The sequence below is a fragment of the Pseudomonas sp. 1152_12 genome, assembly GCF_052850675.1.
On the sequence record NZ_VXCW01000009.1, the window covers coordinates 57,782 to 73,900 of the forward strand.

Here is a 16,119-nt window from a genome sequence, read left to right on the forward strand (position 1 = left end):
GGGGCTGCCATGTTACGTACAATCAACTTCATGGGCGTTCGCAACATTGCGTTCGGCGCCACAGTGCTCCTTACCGTTCTGGCGTTGTTCAGCTGGTTCCATAAGGGTCTGAACTACGGTCTGGACTTCACCGGCGGCACGCTCATTGAGCTGACCTACGAGAAGCCGGCCGACGTCACTCTGGTGCGCAACGAGCTGGTCAAGGCCGGCTATCACGAGGCTATCGTGCAGAGCTTTGGCGCGACCACCGATCTGCTGGTGCGTATGCCTGGTGAAGACCCGCAACTGGGTCACCAGGTGGCCGAGGCTTTGCAGAAGGTGGGTGGCGATAACCCGGCATCGGTCAAGCGCGTCGAGTTCGTGGGCCCGCAGGTGGGTGAGGAGTTGCGCGACCAGGGTGGCCTCGGCATGCTGATGGCGCTGGGCGGCATCATGATCTACCTCGCGTTCCGCTTTCAGTGGAAGTTCGGTGTAGGCGCCATTGTGTCGCTGATCCACGACGTGATCGTGACCGTGGGTATCCTGTCCTACTTCCAGATCACCTTCGATCTAACGGTATTGGCGGCGGTGCTGGCGATCATTGGTTACTCGCTCAACGACACTATCGTGGTATTCGACCGGGTTCGTGAGAACTTCCGCGTACTGCGTAAAGCGACGTTGATCGAGAACATCAACATCTCGACCACCCAGACCCTGCTGCGGACCATGGCAACGTCGATCTCCACTTTGCTGGCGATTGGTGCATTGATGATCTTCGGTGGCGACAACCTGTGGGGCTTCTCCCTGGCGCTGTTCATTGGCGTCCTGGCGGGCACCTATTCGTCGATCTACATTGCCAACGTGGTGTTGATCTGGCTGAACCTCAACAGCGAAGATTTGATCCCTCCTGCTGCTACCGGTAAGGAGATCGACGACCGCCCTTGATGGGCGCTTGTTGACACGCTGTTACAAAGAAGGCGCGAGTATTGAACTCGCGCCTTTTTTTTTGCTCCAAGGCTGGGTATAGCGCGGACGTTTCGGTCCGCTTGTGATGGTCAGGAGGTTCACGTGAACAAGTCATTGCTGGTTGGTGCGGTATTGGGTGCTGTCGGTGTAACCGCCGGGGGTGCTGTTGCCACCTACAGCTTGGTAAAAAGCGGCCCTGAGTATGCGCAAGTGCTGGCGGTGCAGCCGGTGAAGACCCAGATTAAAACCCCGCGCGAGGTCTGTAAGGATGTCGCTGTGACCCGGCAGAAGCCGGTGCAGGATCAGCATCAAATCGTCGGCACCGTGGTGGGTGCGCTGGCCGGTGGCCTGTTGGGTAACCAGGTCGGTGGCGGTAACGGTAAGAAGCTGGCGACTGTAGCGGGTGCGGTCGGCGGCGGTTATGCCGGTAACAAGGTTCAGGAAGGCATGCAGAACCGCGATACCTACACCACCACGCAAACTCGTTGTAATACCGTTAACGACATCAGTGACAAGGTTGTCGGTTATGACGTGCGGTACAACCTGAATGGTAAAGAAGGTTCGGTGCGCATGGACCGTGATCCAGGCGGCCAGATTCCAGTCGATAAAGACGGTCGTTTGATCTTGGGTCAGAACCAGCAGTAATTCCAAGTCGGGTGCGGTTCAAAATGTGGGAGCGGGCTTGCTCGCGAAGGCGTAGTGTCAATCAACAGATTTATTGACTGGCCCGCTGCTTTCGCGAGCAAGCCCGCTCCCACATTGGATATCGGTTGTAGCTGGAATTGCCGTATCGCCCAAATCCCAGGCATAAAAAAAGCACCTCTCGGGGTGCTTTTTTGTGCTTGCTCGCTTAACGCTTCAGCGAAGCCGGCAGGTGCGGCTGGATCGCCGTCAAAACTGCCTTGAAGCATTTGGTGTTGCCAGCAACGACGTGGCCTTTCTCAAGGAAGTCATGACCGCCGGTGAAGTCGCTCACCAAGCCGCCAGCTTCTTGGATCAGCAGAGCGCCTGCGGCCATGTCCCACTCGGACAAGCCTGACTCCCAGAACGCATCAAAACGACCGGCAGCCACGTAGGCCAGGTCCAGGCTGGCAGCGCCGGCGCGACGGATGCCGGCGGTTTGGCCAACCAAGGCGCGGAACATGCCCAGGTAGTTTTCCAGGTTATCCATCTGGTCGTCACGGAACGGGAAGCCCGTGCCCAGCAGGGCGCCGTCCAGGCTGGTGCGGCCGCTTACACGCAAGCGACGACCGTTCAGCTGGGCGCCACGGCCACGGCTGGCAGTGAATTCTTCTTGGCGAACCGGGTCGAGCACAACAGCGTGTTCCAGGCGGCCGCGGTATTTGCAGGCAATGCTCACAGCAAAGTGTGGGATGCCGCGCAGGAAGTTGGTGGTGCCATCCAGTGGGTCGATGATCCACAGGTAGTCTTCGCCTTCGCCGCTGCCTTTGTGCAAGCCGGTTTCTTCACCGAGGATGCCATGGGTAGGGTAGGCCTTGCGCAGCGCGTCGATGATCTTCTGTTCGGCGGCGCGATCCACCTCGGACACATAATCCTTGGCGTCTTTTTCGTCGACCTTGATGGTATCCAGGCGCTCGATGGAGCGGAAGATCAATTCACTGGCGCTGCGGGCGGCGCGCAGCGCGATATTCAGCATGGGCTGCATGGATGTGTCACCTAAGGTTGTTAAAGAAAGCCGAGCATTCTAGCAGAAACTTTCTTCAGGTGAAGGACGACGTTACCTTTCATGGCATAACCTTAGGCTGTTCTGTAAGATTTGCTCCCCTTTCCCGTGTCCGAGAGCGCCTCCCTTGCTGCAAAACATTCGTGTCGTCTTGGTCAATACCAGTCATCCCGGCAATATCGGCGGGGTGGCGCGAGCCATGAAAAACATGGGGCTGACGCGCCTGGTGCTGGTCGAACCGCGCGTGTTCCCGCACCACGAGGCCGATGCCCGTGCGTCTGGCGCCAATGACATCCTGGAAAAAGCCCAGGTCGTCGCCACGCTGGAAGACGCCTTGGTCGGCTGCAACTTGGTGCTCGGCACCAGCGCCCGCGACCGTCGTATCCCCTGGCCGCTGCTGGATCCGCGCGAGTGCGGTACCAAAGTAGTGGAAGAGGCTGCCGGCGGCGCTGAAATCGCCTTGGTATTCGGTCGTGAAGATTCCGGCCTGACCAATGAGGAGTTGCAGCGATGTCACTATCACGTGCACATCCCATCAGACCCTGAGTTTAGTTCGCTGAACCTCGGCGCGGCGGTGCAGGTGTTGAGTTATGAAGTGCGCATGGCCTGGCTGGCCGCTGAAGGTCAGCCAAGCAAGGTTGAAAAGGATGAGGTTGCATCGACCAAGAGTGGTGAATTGGCCACCATGGACGAGTTGGAGCGATTTTATGAGCACCTGGAGCAAACCCTGGTGGCCATCGAATTCCTTGATCCGGAAAAGCCACGCCACTTGATGGCGCGCCTGCGTCGCCTGTACGGGCGCAGCTCGGTGAGCCGAGCGGAAATGAATATATTGCGTGGCATCCTCACGGAAACCCAGAAAGCGGCCCGTGGCGAGCTTCTTAAGCGGAAGGATTAAAAATGTTCGAGCGTTTGCGAGAAGATATCCAGAGTGTTTTCCACCGTGACCCGGCGGCGCGCAACGCCTTTGAAGTGCTGACCTGCTACCCAGGCATGCATGCGATCTGGATTCACCGCCTGTCCGCCGTGTTGTGGGGTATGGGTTGGAAATGGCTGGCGCGGCTGGTGTCGAACTTTGGTCGCTGGTTGACCGGGATCGAGATTCACCCGGGCGCCAAGGTGGGGCGTCGCTTCTTTATCGATCATGGCATGGGTATCGTGATTGGCGAGACCGCCGAAATAGGTGATGACGTGACGCTTTATCAAGGCGTGACCCTCGGCGGCACCAGTTGGAATAAAGGCAAGCGCCACCCGACCTTGGGTGATGGTGTGGTGGTGGGGGCGGGTGCCAAGGTGCTCGGTCCATTTACCGTGGGGGCGGGTGCCAAGGTCGGTTCCAATGCGGTAGTGACTAAAGCCGTGCCGCCTGGCGCCACCGTGGTGGGTATTCCGGGTCGTATCATCGTCAAGCCGGAAGTCGGCGACGAGCAGGAAGCCAAGCGCAAGGCCATGGCCGAGAAGATCGGTTTTGATGCCTACGGCGTCAGCGAAGACATGCCCGACCCGGTCGCCCGCGCCATCGGCCAGTTGCTTGACCACTTGCAGGCAGTCGACGGCAAGCTGGACGGTATGTGCGGCGCGCTGAAGGAACTGGGCAGCAGCTACTGCGCCAAGGACCTGCCTGAGCTGCGCGAAGAAGACTTCGCCGAGATCAAGAACGAGGCTGCCACCACCAAGGCTGGCTGAGGTCTCGCAATCACCGCAAGACCCCTGTGGGAGCGGGCTTGCTCGCGAAAGCGGTGTGTCAGTCGCTGAATATACTGGCTGACCCAGCGCCGTCGCGAGCAAGCCCGCTCCCACATTTGGTCTTCGTTGTCTCTGGCAGTGCTGGTTGTCCGTTCCCGCTGTTCCATCCCACCCCATCCTGCTATGATTCGCGCGCCCTTTTTACGGGTAATCCCGACTAAAGCACTAGGTCTTATAGTTGACTTAAATACTCGGGAATCGCATACTTGCTCCCATTCTGAAACACCTTGGTACTTGTCCATGAGACTGACTACAAAAGGCCGATACGCGGTAACCGCCATGCTAGACCTGGCCTTGCACGCGCAAACTGGGCCGGTGTCCCTGGCCGATATCTCCGAGCGCCAAGGCATTTCCCTGTCCTACCTCGAGCAGCTGTTCGCCAAATTGCGCCGTAGCAACTTGGTTTCCAGCGTGCGTGGGCCGGGCGGCGGCTACCAACTGTCCCGCGATATGCAGGGCATCCAGGTAGCCCAGGTGATCGACGCAGTCAACGAGTCCGTCGATGCCACCAAATGCCAGGGTTTGGGTGATTGCCACGCTGGCGACACCTGCCTGACGCACCACTTGTGGTGTGACTTGAGCCTGCAGATCCATGAGTTTTTGAGTGGTATCAGCTTGGCTGATCTTGTGACTCGCCGTGAGGTGCAAGAAGTAGCCCAGCGTCAGGACCAGCGCCGTTGCAACACCAAGGCGCCGCGTCTGGACAAGATCGAAGCGTCCGCCGTCGAGTGACAGCCGCAGAGCTAACGGCACGCCAGCCAGCCTGATTTAGGAGAAAGTCCATGAAATTGCCGATTTACCTTGATTACTCAGCGACCACCCCGGTTGATCCGCGTGTCGCGCAAAAGATGAGCGAATGCCTGCTGGTTGACGGAAATTTCGGCAACCCGGCCTCCCGTTCCCACGTATTCGGCTGGAAAGCCGAGGAAGCGGTCGAGAACGCTCGTCGCCAAGTTGCTGACCTGGTGGGTGCTGACCCGCGCGAGATCGTCTGGACCTCCGGTGCTACCGAATCCGACAACCTGGCAATCAAGGGCGCGGCACACTTCTACGCGACCAAAGGCAAGCACCTGATCACCACCAAGATTGAGCACAAGGCTGTCCTCGACACCATGCGCCAACTGGAACGTGAGGGTTTCGAGGTCACCTATCTCGAGCCAACCACCGACGGTATCGTCACCCCGGCCATGATCGAAGCCGCGCTGCGTGAAGACACCATTCTGGTTTCCGTGATCCACGTGAACAACGAAATTGGCACCATCAATGACATCGAGGCCATCGGCGAGCTGACCCGTTCCAAGGGCATTCTGCTGCACGTCGACGCTGCTCAGTCCACCGGCAAGGTCGACATCGACCTGTCCAAGCTTAAAGTCGACCTGATGTCGTTCTCGGCCCACAAGACCTACGGTCCTAAAGGCATCGGCGCGCTGTACGTGAGCCGCAAGCCTCGCGTGCGTATCGAAGCCACCATGCACGGCGGCGGTCATGAGCGCGGCATGCGTTCGGGTACCCTGGCGACCCACCAGATCGTCGGCATGGGCGAAGCTTTCCGGGTAGCCAAAGAAGACATGGCTGCCGAAAACGTGCGCATCAAGGCCCTCAGCGATCGCTTCTACAAGCAGGTCGAGAACCTTGAAGAGCTGTACATCAACGGCAGCATGACCGCCCGTGTACCGCACAACCTGAATTTGAGTTTCAACTATGTCGAAGGCGAGTCGCTGATCATGGCACTTAAGGACCTGGCGGTTTCGTCCGGTTCGGCCTGCACCTCGGCCTCGCTTGAGCCTTCGTATGTACTGCGCGCCCTGGGCCGCAACGACGAACTGGCACACAGCTCAATCCGCTTTACGTTCGGCCGCTTCACCACCGAAGAGCAAATCGACTACGCCGCGCAGAAAGTCTGCGAAGCCGTCAACAAGCTGCGCGTTCTGTCGCCGCTGTGGGACATGTACAAAGACGGTGTCGACATTTCCAAGATCGAGTGGGCGGCACACTAAATATAGAAGCCGCCACCCAAGCTCTGTAGGAACGTGGCGGAAAACGCAGGCGTTTTTACAGGGTTCCAGAGCGGCCCTGATGAGTGAGGATTCAGTACCATGGCTTACAGCGAAAAGGTCATCGACCACTACGAAAACCCGCGCAACGTCGGCAAGATGAACGCGGAAGACCCTGATGTCGGCACTGGCATGGTCGGCGCTCCGGCGTGCGGCGACGTTATGCGCCTGCAGATCAAGGTCAACGACGCTGGCGTTATCGAAGATGCCAAGTTCAAGACTTACGGCTGCGGTTCCGCCATTGCCTCCAGCTCCCTCGCTACCGAGTGGATGAAAGGCAAGACACTGGATGAGGCTGTCACTATCAGCAACACCCAACTGGCCGAAGAACTGGCCCTGCCGCCAGTGAAAATTCACTGCTCCGTGCTCGCAGAAGACGCTATCAAAGCGGCCGTTCGCGACTACAAGCAGAAGAAAGGCTTGATCTAAGCATTTGGCGACGAGTAAGGAGTCAACGATGGCTATCAGCATGACAGAAGCGGCTGCGCAGCACATTCGCCGCTCCCTGAATGGACGCGGTAAAGGTGAGGGGATTCGTCTGGGTGTTCGCACCACGGGCTGTTCCGGCCTTGCCTACGTGCTGGAGTTTGTCGACGAGGTGGTTGAAGAGGATCAGGTGTTCGAAAGTCACGGCGAGAAAGTGATCATCGACCCTAAAAGCCTCACCTACCTGGACGGCACCGAGCTCGATTTCGTCAAGGAAGGTTTGAACGAAGGCTTCAAGTTCAACAACCCTAACGTACGCGGTGAATGTGGCTGCGGCGAAAGCTTCAATATCTGAGGCTATTTGTGGGTACTCCTTGTCATTTCGCTTTATTCGAGCTGCAGCCGAGCTTTCGGCTGGACCTCGAGCAGCTTGCCACGCGCTACCGAGAGTTGGCGCGTGGTGTGCATCCGGACCGCTTCGCGGACGCTTCCGAGCGTGAGCAACGCCTGGCGCTGGAGCAGTCGGCCAGCCTCAATGAAGCCTATCAGACGCTTAAAAGTCCCCCGAAACGCGCGCGCTACCTGCTCGCGATGAACGGTGGCGAGTTGCCGATTGAAGTTACGGTGCACGACCCGGACTTCCTGATGCAGCAGATGCAGTGGCGTGAAGAACTCGAAGATTTGCAGGACGAGGCCGATGTGGCTGGCGTCGCAGTCTTCAAGCGCCGTCTGAAAGTGGCCCAGGATGAGCTCAACGAACGCTTCGCAGCCTGTTGGGATGATGCAGCGCAACGTGAACAGGCCGAACGCCTGATGCGGCGCATGCAGTTCCTCGACAAGCTCACCTACGAAGTGCGCCAGCTAGAAGAGCGCCTCGACGATTAACCCAGTGCTGCCCGTGCACGCCTGATAGACAGATAAGACCTGATCACCATGGCCCTACTGCAGATCGCCGAACCCGGCCAAAGCCCTCAACCGCACCAGCGTCGCCTGGCGGTCGGGATTGACCTGGGCACCACCAATTCCCTGGTTGCCGCCTTGCGCAGCGGCCTGTCCGAGCCGCTGCCCGACGCCGATGGCCAGGTTATCCTGCCATCCGCCGTCCGCTATCACGCTGACCACATCGAAGTCGGTGAGTCCGCCAAGCTGGCGGCGTCCTCCGATCCTCTGAACACAGTACTGTCGGTCAAGCGCTTGATGGGTCGTGGTCTGTCCGACGTCAAGCAACTGGGCGAGCAACTGCCCTACCGCTTTGTCGGCGGCGAATCGCATATGCCGTTCATCGACACCGTCCAGGGCCCGAAAAGCCCGGTGGAAGTGTCGGCCGATATCCTCAAGGTACTGCGCCAGCGCGCGGAAACCACCTTGGGCGGCGAACTGGTCGGCGCGGTGATCACCGTTCCGGCGTATTTCGACGACGCTCAGCGCCAAGCCACCAAGGACGCGGCGAAACTCGCCGGTCTCAACGTGCTGCGCTTGCTCAATGAGCCGACTGCAGCCGCTGTGGCCTACGGCTTGGATCAGCACGCCGAAGGCTTGGTTGCTATCTATGACCTGGGCGGCGGCACCTTTGATATTTCTATCCTGCGCCTGACCGGCGGTGTGTTCGAAGTACTGGCCACCGGTGGCGACACTGCCCTGGGCGGCGATGATTTCGATCACGCGATTGCCGGCTGGATCATCACCAGCGCCGGTTTGTCGGCCGACCTGGACCCGGGCGAGCAGCGTAATCTGCTGCAAACCGCCTGTGCGGCCAAAGAAGCACTGACTGCTGCCCGATCGGTAGACGTTTCTTACGGCTCCTGGTCGGCCCTGCTGACCCGTGAAGCTTTCGACGCGCTGATCGAGCCGATGGTCGCGCGCAGCCTTAAAGCCTGCCGCCGCGCGGTGCGTGATTCCGGTGTTGAGCTGGAAGACGTCGCGGCCGTGGTCATGGTCGGCGGCTCAACCCGCGTCCCACGGGTTCGCGAAGCCGTTGCCGAAGCCTTTGGTCGCCAGCCGCTGACTGAAATCGACCCGGATCAAGTTGTCGCCATCGGTGCTGCGATCCAGGCCGACACCCTGGCCGGCAACAAGCGCGATGGTGGCGAATTGCTGCTGCTCGATGTGATCCCGCTATCCCTGGGGCTGGAAACCATGGGCGGCCTGATGGAGAAGGTGATTCCACGCAACACCACTATCCCCGTCGCGCGCGCCCAGGACTTCACCACTTACAAAGATGGCCAGACGGCCATGATGATCCATGTGCTGCAAGGTGAACGTGAGCTGATCAGCGACTGTCGTTCCCTGGCGCGCTTTGAGTTGCGCGGTATTCCAGCGATGGTGGCCGGTGCTGCAAAGATTCGTGTGACCTACCAGGTCGATGCCGATGGTCTGCTTAGCGTGGCTGCACGTGAGCTGGCCTCGGGCGTTGAAGCCAGCATCCAGGTCAAGCCGTCCTACGGCCTGACCGACGGCGAAATCGCCAAGATGCTCAAGGATTCGTTCCAGTATGCCGGTGACGACAAAGTTGCCCGTGTACTACGCGAGCAGCAAGTCGATGCCCAGCGCCTGCTCGAAGCCGTGCAGGGCGCCTTGGATGCCGACGGCGAGCGCCTGCTGGACGCCGAAGAGCGCATGGTCATCGACCTGCAGATGCAGGAACTGGCCGAACTGATGAAAGGCAACGATGGTTACGCCATCGAGCAACAGACCAAGCGCCTGTCGCAAGTCACTGATGCCTTTGCCGCCCGCCGCATGGATCAGACGGTGAAAGCCGCACTGGCCGGGCGCAACCTGAATGAAATCGAGGAATAATTAATGCCGCAGGTCATTTTTCTGCCACACGCCGAGCACTGCCCGGACGGTATGGTTGTGGAGGCTGAGACCGGCAAGTCCATCCTCGAAGTTGCCCATGACAACCACATCGAGATCGAAAGCGCGTGCGGCGGTGTGTGCGCCTGCACCACCTGCCACTGCGTGATTCGCGAGGGTTTCAACTCTCTGGACGAAGCGGATGAGCTGGAAGAGGACTTTCTGGACCGCGCGTGGGGCCTGGAGGCGACTTCTCGCCTAAGCTGTCAGGCTAAGGTTGGGACTGAAGACATCACTGTCGAAATTCCGAAATATTCGCTCAACCATGCGGCCGAAGCGCCGCATTGATTCAAGGAAGTGTCATGAGTCTTAAATGGGTTGATGTACAAGAGATCGCTATCCTGTTGGCTGATGCCAACCCGGATCTGGATCCTTACTCCCTGAACTTTGTAGCTTTGCGTGACATGGTCATGGCGTTGCCGGGGTTTGAAGATGAGCGGGATCGCGGCGGTGAGAAGGTTCTGGAGGCTATTCAGACTGCCTGGAAAGAAGAGCAGGACTGAAGCCTCCCTTTACGCAGTTAGGCAATACCCAATAACCCGCGTATAATTCGCGGGTTTAATTTTTCGTAAATTACCGTTTCTGGAGTTACACCATGGCTGTTCAACGTACTTTCTCCATCATCAAGCCTGACGCTGTTGCAAAAAACGTCATCGGCGAGATCACCACTCGTTTCGAAAAAGCCGGCCTGAAGGTTGTAGCTTCGAAACTCAAGCAACTGTCCAAAGCTGAAGCTGAAGGCTTCTACGCTGAGCACAGCGCTCGTGGCTTCTTCGGCGACCTGGTCTCCTTCATGATCTCCGGTCCTGTTGTTGTTCAGGTTCTGGAAGGCGAAAACGCTATCGCTCTGAACCGTGAGCTGATGGGCGCTACCAACCCTAAAGAAGCAGCTGCCGGCACCATCCGTGCTGACTTTGCTGAATCCATCGACGCTAACGCTGTTCACGGTTCGGACTCCGAAGCCGCTGCTGCTCGCGAAATCTCGTACTTTTTCGCTGCTACTGAAGTAACCGCTCGCTAAGCACTGGCTTAAAGAGTGAGGGTGAATCCATGACTACATCGACTGTTAAAACCAACCTGCTGGGTCTGACTCAGCCGGAAATGGAGAAATTCTTCGACTCAATCGGGGAGAAGCGTTTCCGTGCCGGTCAGGTAATGAAGTGGATTCACCACTTTGGCGTCGACGATTTCGACGCCATGACGAACGTCAGCAAGGCCCTGCGCGACAAGCTCAAGGCTATTGCTGAGGTCCGTGGCCCCGAAGTGGTCAGCGAGGACATCTCCAGCGACGGCACCCGTAAGTGGGTGGTGCGCGTGGCGTCCGGCAGCTGCGTCGAGACCGTTTACATTCCCCAGGGCAAGCGCGGCACATTGTGCGTTTCGTCCCAGGCAGGCTGTGCCCTGGACTGCAGTTTCTGCTCCACCGGCAAGCAAGGCTTCAATAGCAACCTCACTGCCGCCGAAGTCATCGGCCAAGTGTGGATTGCCAACAAATCCTTTGGCAGCGTCCCGGCAACCGTCGACCGTGCCATCACCAACGTGGTGATGATGGGCATGGGTGAGCCGCTGCTGAACTTCGACAACGTGATCGCGGCCATGCATTTGATGATGGACGACCTGGGCTACGGCATTTCCAAGCGCCGTGTAACCCTATCCACCTCCGGCGTGGTGCCGATGATCGATGAGCTGGCCAAGCACATCGACGTCTCCTTGGCGTTGTCGCTGCACGCACCCAATGATGCATTGCGTAACCAATTGGTGCCGATCAACAAGAAGTATCCGCTTAAGATGCTGCTCGAATCTTGCCAGCGTTACATGGCGACCTTGGGCGAGAAGCGTGTGTTGACCATTGAGTACACCATGCTCAAGGATATCAACGACAAGGTTGAGCACGCCGTAGAGATGATCGAGTTGCTCAAGAACACCCCGTGCAAGATCAACCTGATTCCGTTTAACCCGTTTCCACATTCTGGCTACGAGCGGCCGAGTAACAATGCTATCCGCCGTTTCCAGGATCAACTGCACCAGGCCGGCTACAACGTCACCGTACGCACCACCCGTGGTGAAGATATCGACGCCGCCTGTGGCCAATTGGTAGGGCAGGTGCTGGATCGCACCCGTCGCAGCGAACGTTATATCGCCGTGCGCGAACTTAATGCCGCCGAAGATTTGCCGCAAATTGCGGTGAATCGAATCTGAGAGAGGAACTCTATGCCCTTGCGCCTTGCGCTGCTTTTACTTTTTACCGGCCTTGTGGCCGGTTGTGTTTCATCGGGCTATGACAGCCCGTTGCAAACCGATAAAGGCCGTGATGAGGCGCGAGTTGCCTATGTGCAACTGGGTCTGGGTTATCTGCGCCAAGGTATGAGCGAGCAGGCCAAGGTGCCGTTGAAAAAGGCCCTGGAGCTGGACAGCGACGATGCTGACGCGAATGCCGCATTGGCCTTGGTGTTTCAGGCTCAGGCCGAGCCTGAGCTGGCTGATCACTATTTTCGAAAGGCCCTGGCCTCCCGTGCTGCCGACCCTCGGCTGCTGAACAACTACGGCAGCTTCCTGTTCGAGCAGAAGCGTTATGACCAGGCTTTCCGTTATTTCCAGCAAGCCTCTGCCGATACCCTCTACCCGGAGCGGTCGCGGGTATTCGAGAACCTTGGGGTTACCTCGGTGCGCCTCGGCCAGCGTGACAGCGCGCGCCAGCAACTGGAAAAAGCCCTGCATTTGAACAGTCGCCAGCCACGCGCGTTGCTCGAAATGGCTGAGATGTCTTACGAAGACAGGCATTATGTGCCAGCACGTGACTATTACGAGCGTTTTAGTCTGCTCAGCGGGCAAAATGCACGTAGTCTATTGCTCGGTGCGCGCCTGGCGACTGTTCATGAAGAACGCGACACGGCCGCACGTTTTGGCCAGCAACTCGAACGACTCTATCCCGGTACGCCGGAATATCAGCAATACCTGTCGGAGCAATGATGAAAGCGGCGCACCCGGAAGTTGTAGCAGCTAATCGCGTAAACCCAGGCGAGACCTTGCGTCAGGCCCGCGAAAGCAATGGTTGGTCGCTGGCAGAAGTGGCCCTCAAGCTCAATTTGACCACGACATCCCTGGGCAACCTGGAAGCCGGCGCATTCGACAAGCTGCCTGGGCATACCTTCGCCCGCGGCTATATCCGCGCTTATGCCAAGTTGCTGGGCATTGACCAGACCGTGTTGGTACAGGAATTTGATCAATTCACCGGCACCGACTCCCAGGGCAGTAGTGTGCATGGCCTGGGTCGTATCGAAGAGCCGGTGCGGGTTTCCCACACGATTTTGCGAATTGTCAGCCTATTGCTGCTGATTGCCGTGATTGGCGGCGGTTTCGTCTGGTGGCAAGACCAGGCCTCCCTGCGCAGCAAGGACCTGACCAGCAGCGCCATGGAGCACGTCGAAGTCGAAAGCGCGGACGGCACCACCCAGATTCATCCGCTGGATGAGCCGGAAGACCAGGCCGTTGTCGAAGGGCAAGCTGCGACGCAAGCGCCAGCCACTGTTGAGCAGCCGGTGCCGGAAGCTGGCACTGCGCCTGCCGCCGCCGTCGTGACGGCTCCCACTGTGCCGGAAACCCCGGCCGCTTCGGCTGCCCAGGCCCATACGCCGGCTGTTGCGGCACCGGCTCCTGCGGCCACCACGCCGGCGGCACCGGCAGCGCCGGCAGTTGCGCCAGCTACTGCACCGGCTTTGATCGCTGGTGACGGGCATATCCAGATTACCTTTGTCGCTGACTGCTGGACGCAAGTCACCGATAGCAACGGCAAAGTGCTGTTTAGCGGTTTGAAGCGTAAGGGAGATACGCTTGACCAAGGCGGCAAGCCTCCTTTGACGCTGCGTCTGGGCTTTGCCCGTGGCGCGCAAGTGGTCTACAACGGCCAGCCTGTGGACGTAGCGCCGTTCACCAGTGGCGAGACTGCTCGCCTCAAGTTGGGACAATAGTCATGCACGGCGAATCTCCAATTAAACGTCGCGTATCGCGCAAGATTTGGGTCGGCACGGTGCCGGTGGGTGGCGATGCCCCCATCGCGGTACAGAGTATGACCAACAGCGACACCAATGATGTCGCCGCCACCGTCGCCCAGATTAACCGTCTTGAAGCCGCCGGCGTGGACATCGTGCGGGTCTCCGTGCCCGACATGGATGCCGCCGAAGCGTTTGGCCGCATCAAGCAGTTGGTCAAGGTGCCCCTGGTTGCCGACATTCACTTCGACTACAAGATCGCATTGCGCGTGGCCGAACTGGGCGTCGACTGCCTGCGCATCAACCCGGGCAACATCGGTCGCGAAGACCGTGTGCGCGCGGTGGTAGATGCGGCCCGTGACCGCGGAATTCCGATCCGTATCGGCGTCAACGCCGGTTCCCTGGAAAAAGACCTGCAAAAGAAATACGGCGAGCCGACCCCGGCCGCGCTGGTTGAATCGGCGCTGCGCCACGTTGAGCACCTTGAGCGCCTGAACTTCCAGGACTTCAAGGTCAGCGTAAAGGCTTCCGACGTGTTCATGGCGGTAGAAGCTTATCGCCTGCTGGCCAAGGAAATTGTGCAGCCACTGCACTTGGGTATCACTGAAGCGGGCGGTTTGCGCTCAGGCACAGTGAAATCTGCGGTGGGTCTCGGTATGCTGCTCGCCGAAGGGATTGGCGATACTATCCGCATCTCCCTGGCGGCAGACCCGGTAGAGGAAGTGAAGGTCGGTTACGACATTCTCAAATCCCTGCATTTGCGTTCCCGTGGCATCAACTTCATTGCCTGCCCGAGCTGCTCGCGGCAGAACTTCGACGTGGTGAAAACCATGAACGAGCTGGAAGGGCGCCTCGAGGATCTGCTGGTGCCGCTGGATGTTGCGGTGATCGGTTGCGTGGTCAACGGCCCGGGTGAAGCCAAAGAAGCGCACATCGGTCTGACTGGCGGTACACCGAATCTGATTTACATCGACGGCAAGCCGTCGCAGAAGTTGACGAATGACAATCTGGTGGATGAGCTCGAAAGACTGATCCGCCAGAAAGCGGCCGAGAAGGTCGCGGCTGACGCAGCGCTGATCGCGCGCGGCTAAGAACGAATTTAAGGATCAGATGTGAGCAAGTCTCTGCAAGCCATTCGTGGCATGAACGACATCCTGCCGGAGCAGACGCCACTGTGGCGCTACTTCGAGAGCACGGTCGCGCGCCTGCTGGATAACTACGGTTACAAGCAGATCCGCATGCCGATCGTCGAGTTCACCGAGCTGTTCAAGCGCTCCATTGGTGAAGTGACCGACATCGTCGAAAAAGAGATGTACACCTTTGAAGACCGCAACGGCGACTCCCTGACCCTGCGTCCGGAAGGCACGGCCGCGTGCGTGCGCGCTGTACTCGAGCATGGTATCACCGGTGGTGGCCAGACCCAGAAGCTCTGGTACATCGGCCCGATGTTCCGCCACGAGCGCCCGCAGAAAGGTCGCTATCGTCAGTTCCATCAGATTGGTTGCGAAGTCTTCAACCTTGACGGTCCGGACATCGACGCCGAGCTGATCGTGCTGACATGGCGCCTTTGGGGCCAGTTGGGCATCCGTGACGCGGTCAAGCTTGAACTCAACAGCCTGGGCACCAGCGAATCCCGGGGCCGCTACCGTGTCGCCCTCGTCGAGTACCTGTCCGCCCACCTCGACAAGTTGGATGAAGACAGCCAGCGCCGTCTGAAAACCAACCCGTTGCGCGTGCTGGACACCAAGAACCCCGACACTCAGGCCGTACTGGTCGACGCGCCGAAAATGGCCGACTACCTGGACGACGAGTCGCGTACGCACTTCGAGGGCCTCAAGGCTCGACTGGACGCGGCGGGTATTCCGTACGTGATCAATCCGAAGCTGGTACGTGGCCTCGATTACTACAGCAAGACCGTGTTCGAGTGGGTCACTGACAAGCTCGGCGCCCAGGGTACCGTGTGTGCCGGTGGCCGTTACGACGGCCTGGTCGAGCAAATGGGTGGCAAGCCGACCACGGGCGTGGGTTTTGCCATGGGCATCGAGCGGCTGATCCTGCTGCTGGAAACCCTGGAGCAGGTCCCGGAAGAAATCTCCCGTCAGGTGGATGTGTACCTGTGCGCCTTTGGCGAGGCCGCCGAGTTGGCCGCCCTGGCCTTGAGCGAAAAAGTACGCGACCAACTGCCGAACCTGCGCCTGCAGATCAATGCCGGCGCCGGCAGCTTCAAGAGCCAATTCAAGAAGGCCGATAAGAGCGGTGCGCTGTATGCACTGATCCTCGGCGATGACGAACTGGCCCAGCAAGTGATAGGTTTCAAACCCCTGCGTGGCCAGGGCGAGCAACAGAACATTGCCTTTGATGCGCTCGCCGCGCACTTGGCCACCTGCGTCGTGCAGGGTTGAAGCTGTCAAACAGCCGAATT

19 protein-coding genes are annotated in these 16,119 nt (G+C 59.0%); 18 read left to right on the forward strand and 1 reads right to left on the reverse strand.

Features of this window, described 5'->3' with window-relative positions:
• Positions 1 to 9: 9 nt before the first annotated feature.
• Together secF and FW764_RS17985 are read left to right on the forward strand one after the other, a co-directional pair.
• The gene (secF, locus tag FW764_RS17980) at positions 10 to 924 is read left to right on the forward strand and encodes a protein translocase subunit SecF (RefSeq protein ID WP_446435024.1); all 915 of its coding nucleotides are present in this window, start codon (positions 10 to 12) and stop codon (positions 922 to 924) included.
• A gap of 123 nt (positions 925 to 1,047) precedes the next feature.
• A complete protein-coding gene (locus FW764_RS17985) occupies positions 1,048 to 1,590 on the forward strand; it encodes a glycine zipper 2TM domain-containing protein (protein ID WP_446435025.1) in 543 nt (180 codons plus the stop codon).
• 205 nt (positions 1,591 to 1,795) lie between these two features.
• Here the strand turns inward: FW764_RS17985 and suhB are convergent, their stop codons facing one another.
• Positions 1,796 to 2,611 (reverse strand): type III secretion system regulator SuhB, encoded by an 816-nt coding sequence (gene suhB / locus FW764_RS17990; RefSeq protein ID WP_003175971.1) that lies wholly within the window; start codon positions 2,609 to 2,611, stop codon positions 1,796 to 1,798.
• Positions 2,612 to 2,756: 145 nt separating this feature from the next.
• Here suhB and trmJ point away from each other — a divergent pair, with 145 nt between their 5' ends.
• The 16 genes from trmJ (at position 2,757) to hisS (ending at position 16,099) form a co-directional block, all read left to right on the forward strand.
• The gene (gene trmJ / locus FW764_RS17995) at positions 2,757 to 3,527 is read left to right on the forward strand and encodes a tRNA (cytosine(32)/uridine(32)-2'-O)-methyltransferase TrmJ (protein ID WP_003210307.1); all 771 of its coding nucleotides are present in this window, start codon (positions 2,757 to 2,759) and stop codon (positions 3,525 to 3,527) included.
• Positions 3,528 to 3,529: 2 nt separating this feature from the next.
• Complete coding sequence (gene cysE, locus FW764_RS18000) at positions 3,530 to 4,315, forward strand: serine O-acetyltransferase (RefSeq protein WP_446435026.1); 786 nt, start codon at positions 3,530 to 3,532, stop codon at positions 4,313 to 4,315.
• 300 nt (positions 4,316 to 4,615) lie between these two features.
• On the forward strand, positions 4,616 to 5,107 hold the full coding sequence (iscR, locus tag FW764_RS18005) for a Fe-S cluster assembly transcriptional regulator IscR (RefSeq protein ID WP_003194020.1): 492 nt from the start codon (positions 4,616 to 4,618) through the stop codon (positions 5,105 to 5,107).
• 50 nt (positions 5,108 to 5,157) lie between these two features.
• Positions 5,158 to 6,372, forward strand: a complete 1,215-nt coding sequence (locus FW764_RS18010; RefSeq protein ID WP_446435027.1) for an IscS subfamily cysteine desulfurase — start codon at positions 5,158 to 5,160, stop codon at positions 6,370 to 6,372.
• Positions 6,373 to 6,471: 99 nt separating this feature from the next.
• The gene (gene iscU, locus FW764_RS18015) at positions 6,472 to 6,858 is read left to right on the forward strand and encodes a Fe-S cluster assembly scaffold IscU (RefSeq protein ID WP_003175965.1); all 387 of its coding nucleotides are present in this window, start codon (positions 6,472 to 6,474) and stop codon (positions 6,856 to 6,858) included.
• A 28-nt stretch (positions 6,859 to 6,886) separates the two neighbouring features.
• Positions 6,887 to 7,210, forward strand: a complete 324-nt coding sequence (iscA, locus tag FW764_RS18020) for an iron-sulfur cluster assembly protein IscA (protein WP_003209680.1) — start codon at positions 6,887 to 6,889, stop codon at positions 7,208 to 7,210.
• Positions 7,211 to 7,218: 8 nt separating this feature from the next.
• Entirely contained in the window at positions 7,219 to 7,740 is a 522-nt protein-coding gene (gene hscB / locus FW764_RS18025) for a co-chaperone HscB (RefSeq protein WP_446435028.1), read from the forward strand.
• A gap of 48 nt (positions 7,741 to 7,788) precedes the next feature.
• Positions 7,789 to 9,651 (forward strand): Fe-S protein assembly chaperone HscA, encoded by a 1,863-nt coding sequence (gene hscA, locus FW764_RS18030; protein WP_446435029.1) that lies wholly within the window; start codon positions 7,789 to 7,791, stop codon positions 9,649 to 9,651.
• 3 nt (positions 9,652 to 9,654) lie between these two features.
• Positions 9,655 to 9,996, forward strand: a complete 342-nt coding sequence (fdx, locus tag FW764_RS18035) for an ISC system 2Fe-2S type ferredoxin (protein WP_446435030.1) — start codon at positions 9,655 to 9,657, stop codon at positions 9,994 to 9,996.
• Between the two features lie 14 nt (positions 9,997 to 10,010).
• Entirely contained in the window at positions 10,011 to 10,211 is a 201-nt protein-coding gene (gene iscX, locus FW764_RS18040) for a Fe-S cluster assembly protein IscX (protein ID WP_016977667.1), read from the forward strand.
• 92 nt (positions 10,212 to 10,303) lie between these two features.
• Positions 10,304 to 10,729 (forward strand): nucleoside-diphosphate kinase, encoded by a 426-nt coding sequence (gene ndk, locus FW764_RS18045; protein WP_083356869.1) that lies wholly within the window; start codon positions 10,304 to 10,306, stop codon positions 10,727 to 10,729.
• A 29-nt stretch (positions 10,730 to 10,758) separates the two neighbouring features.
• Positions 10,759 to 11,907, forward strand: a complete 1,149-nt coding sequence (gene rlmN, locus FW764_RS18050) for a 23S rRNA (adenine(2503)-C(2))-methyltransferase RlmN (protein WP_083356870.1) — start codon at positions 10,759 to 10,761, stop codon at positions 11,905 to 11,907.
• A gap of 12 nt (positions 11,908 to 11,919) precedes the next feature.
• The gene (gene pilW, locus FW764_RS18055; RefSeq protein ID WP_446435031.1) at positions 11,920 to 12,678 is read left to right on the forward strand and encodes a type IV pilus biogenesis/stability protein PilW; all 759 of its coding nucleotides are present in this window, start codon (positions 11,920 to 11,922) and stop codon (positions 12,676 to 12,678) included.
• On the forward strand, positions 12,678 to 13,676 hold the full coding sequence (locus FW764_RS18060) for a RodZ domain-containing protein (protein WP_446435032.1): 999 nt from the start codon (positions 12,678 to 12,680) through the stop codon (positions 13,674 to 13,676). Before pilW ends, FW764_RS18060 begins: the two co-directional genes overlap by 1 nt.
• Positions 13,677 to 13,678: 2 nt before the next feature.
• Positions 13,679 to 14,788 carry a flavodoxin-dependent (E)-4-hydroxy-3-methylbut-2-enyl-diphosphate synthase gene (gene ispG / locus FW764_RS18065; RefSeq protein WP_446435033.1) on the forward strand — a complete coding sequence of 370 codons (1,110 nt, stop codon included), beginning with the start codon at positions 13,679 to 13,681 and terminating at the stop codon, positions 14,786 to 14,788.
• A gap of 21 nt (positions 14,789 to 14,809) precedes the next feature.
• Positions 14,810 to 16,099, forward strand: coding sequence for a histidine--tRNA ligase (hisS, locus tag FW764_RS18070; RefSeq protein ID WP_446435034.1), 1,290 nt, complete (start codon positions 14,810 to 14,812; stop codon positions 16,097 to 16,099).
• Positions 16,100 to 16,119: the final 20 nt, after the last annotated feature.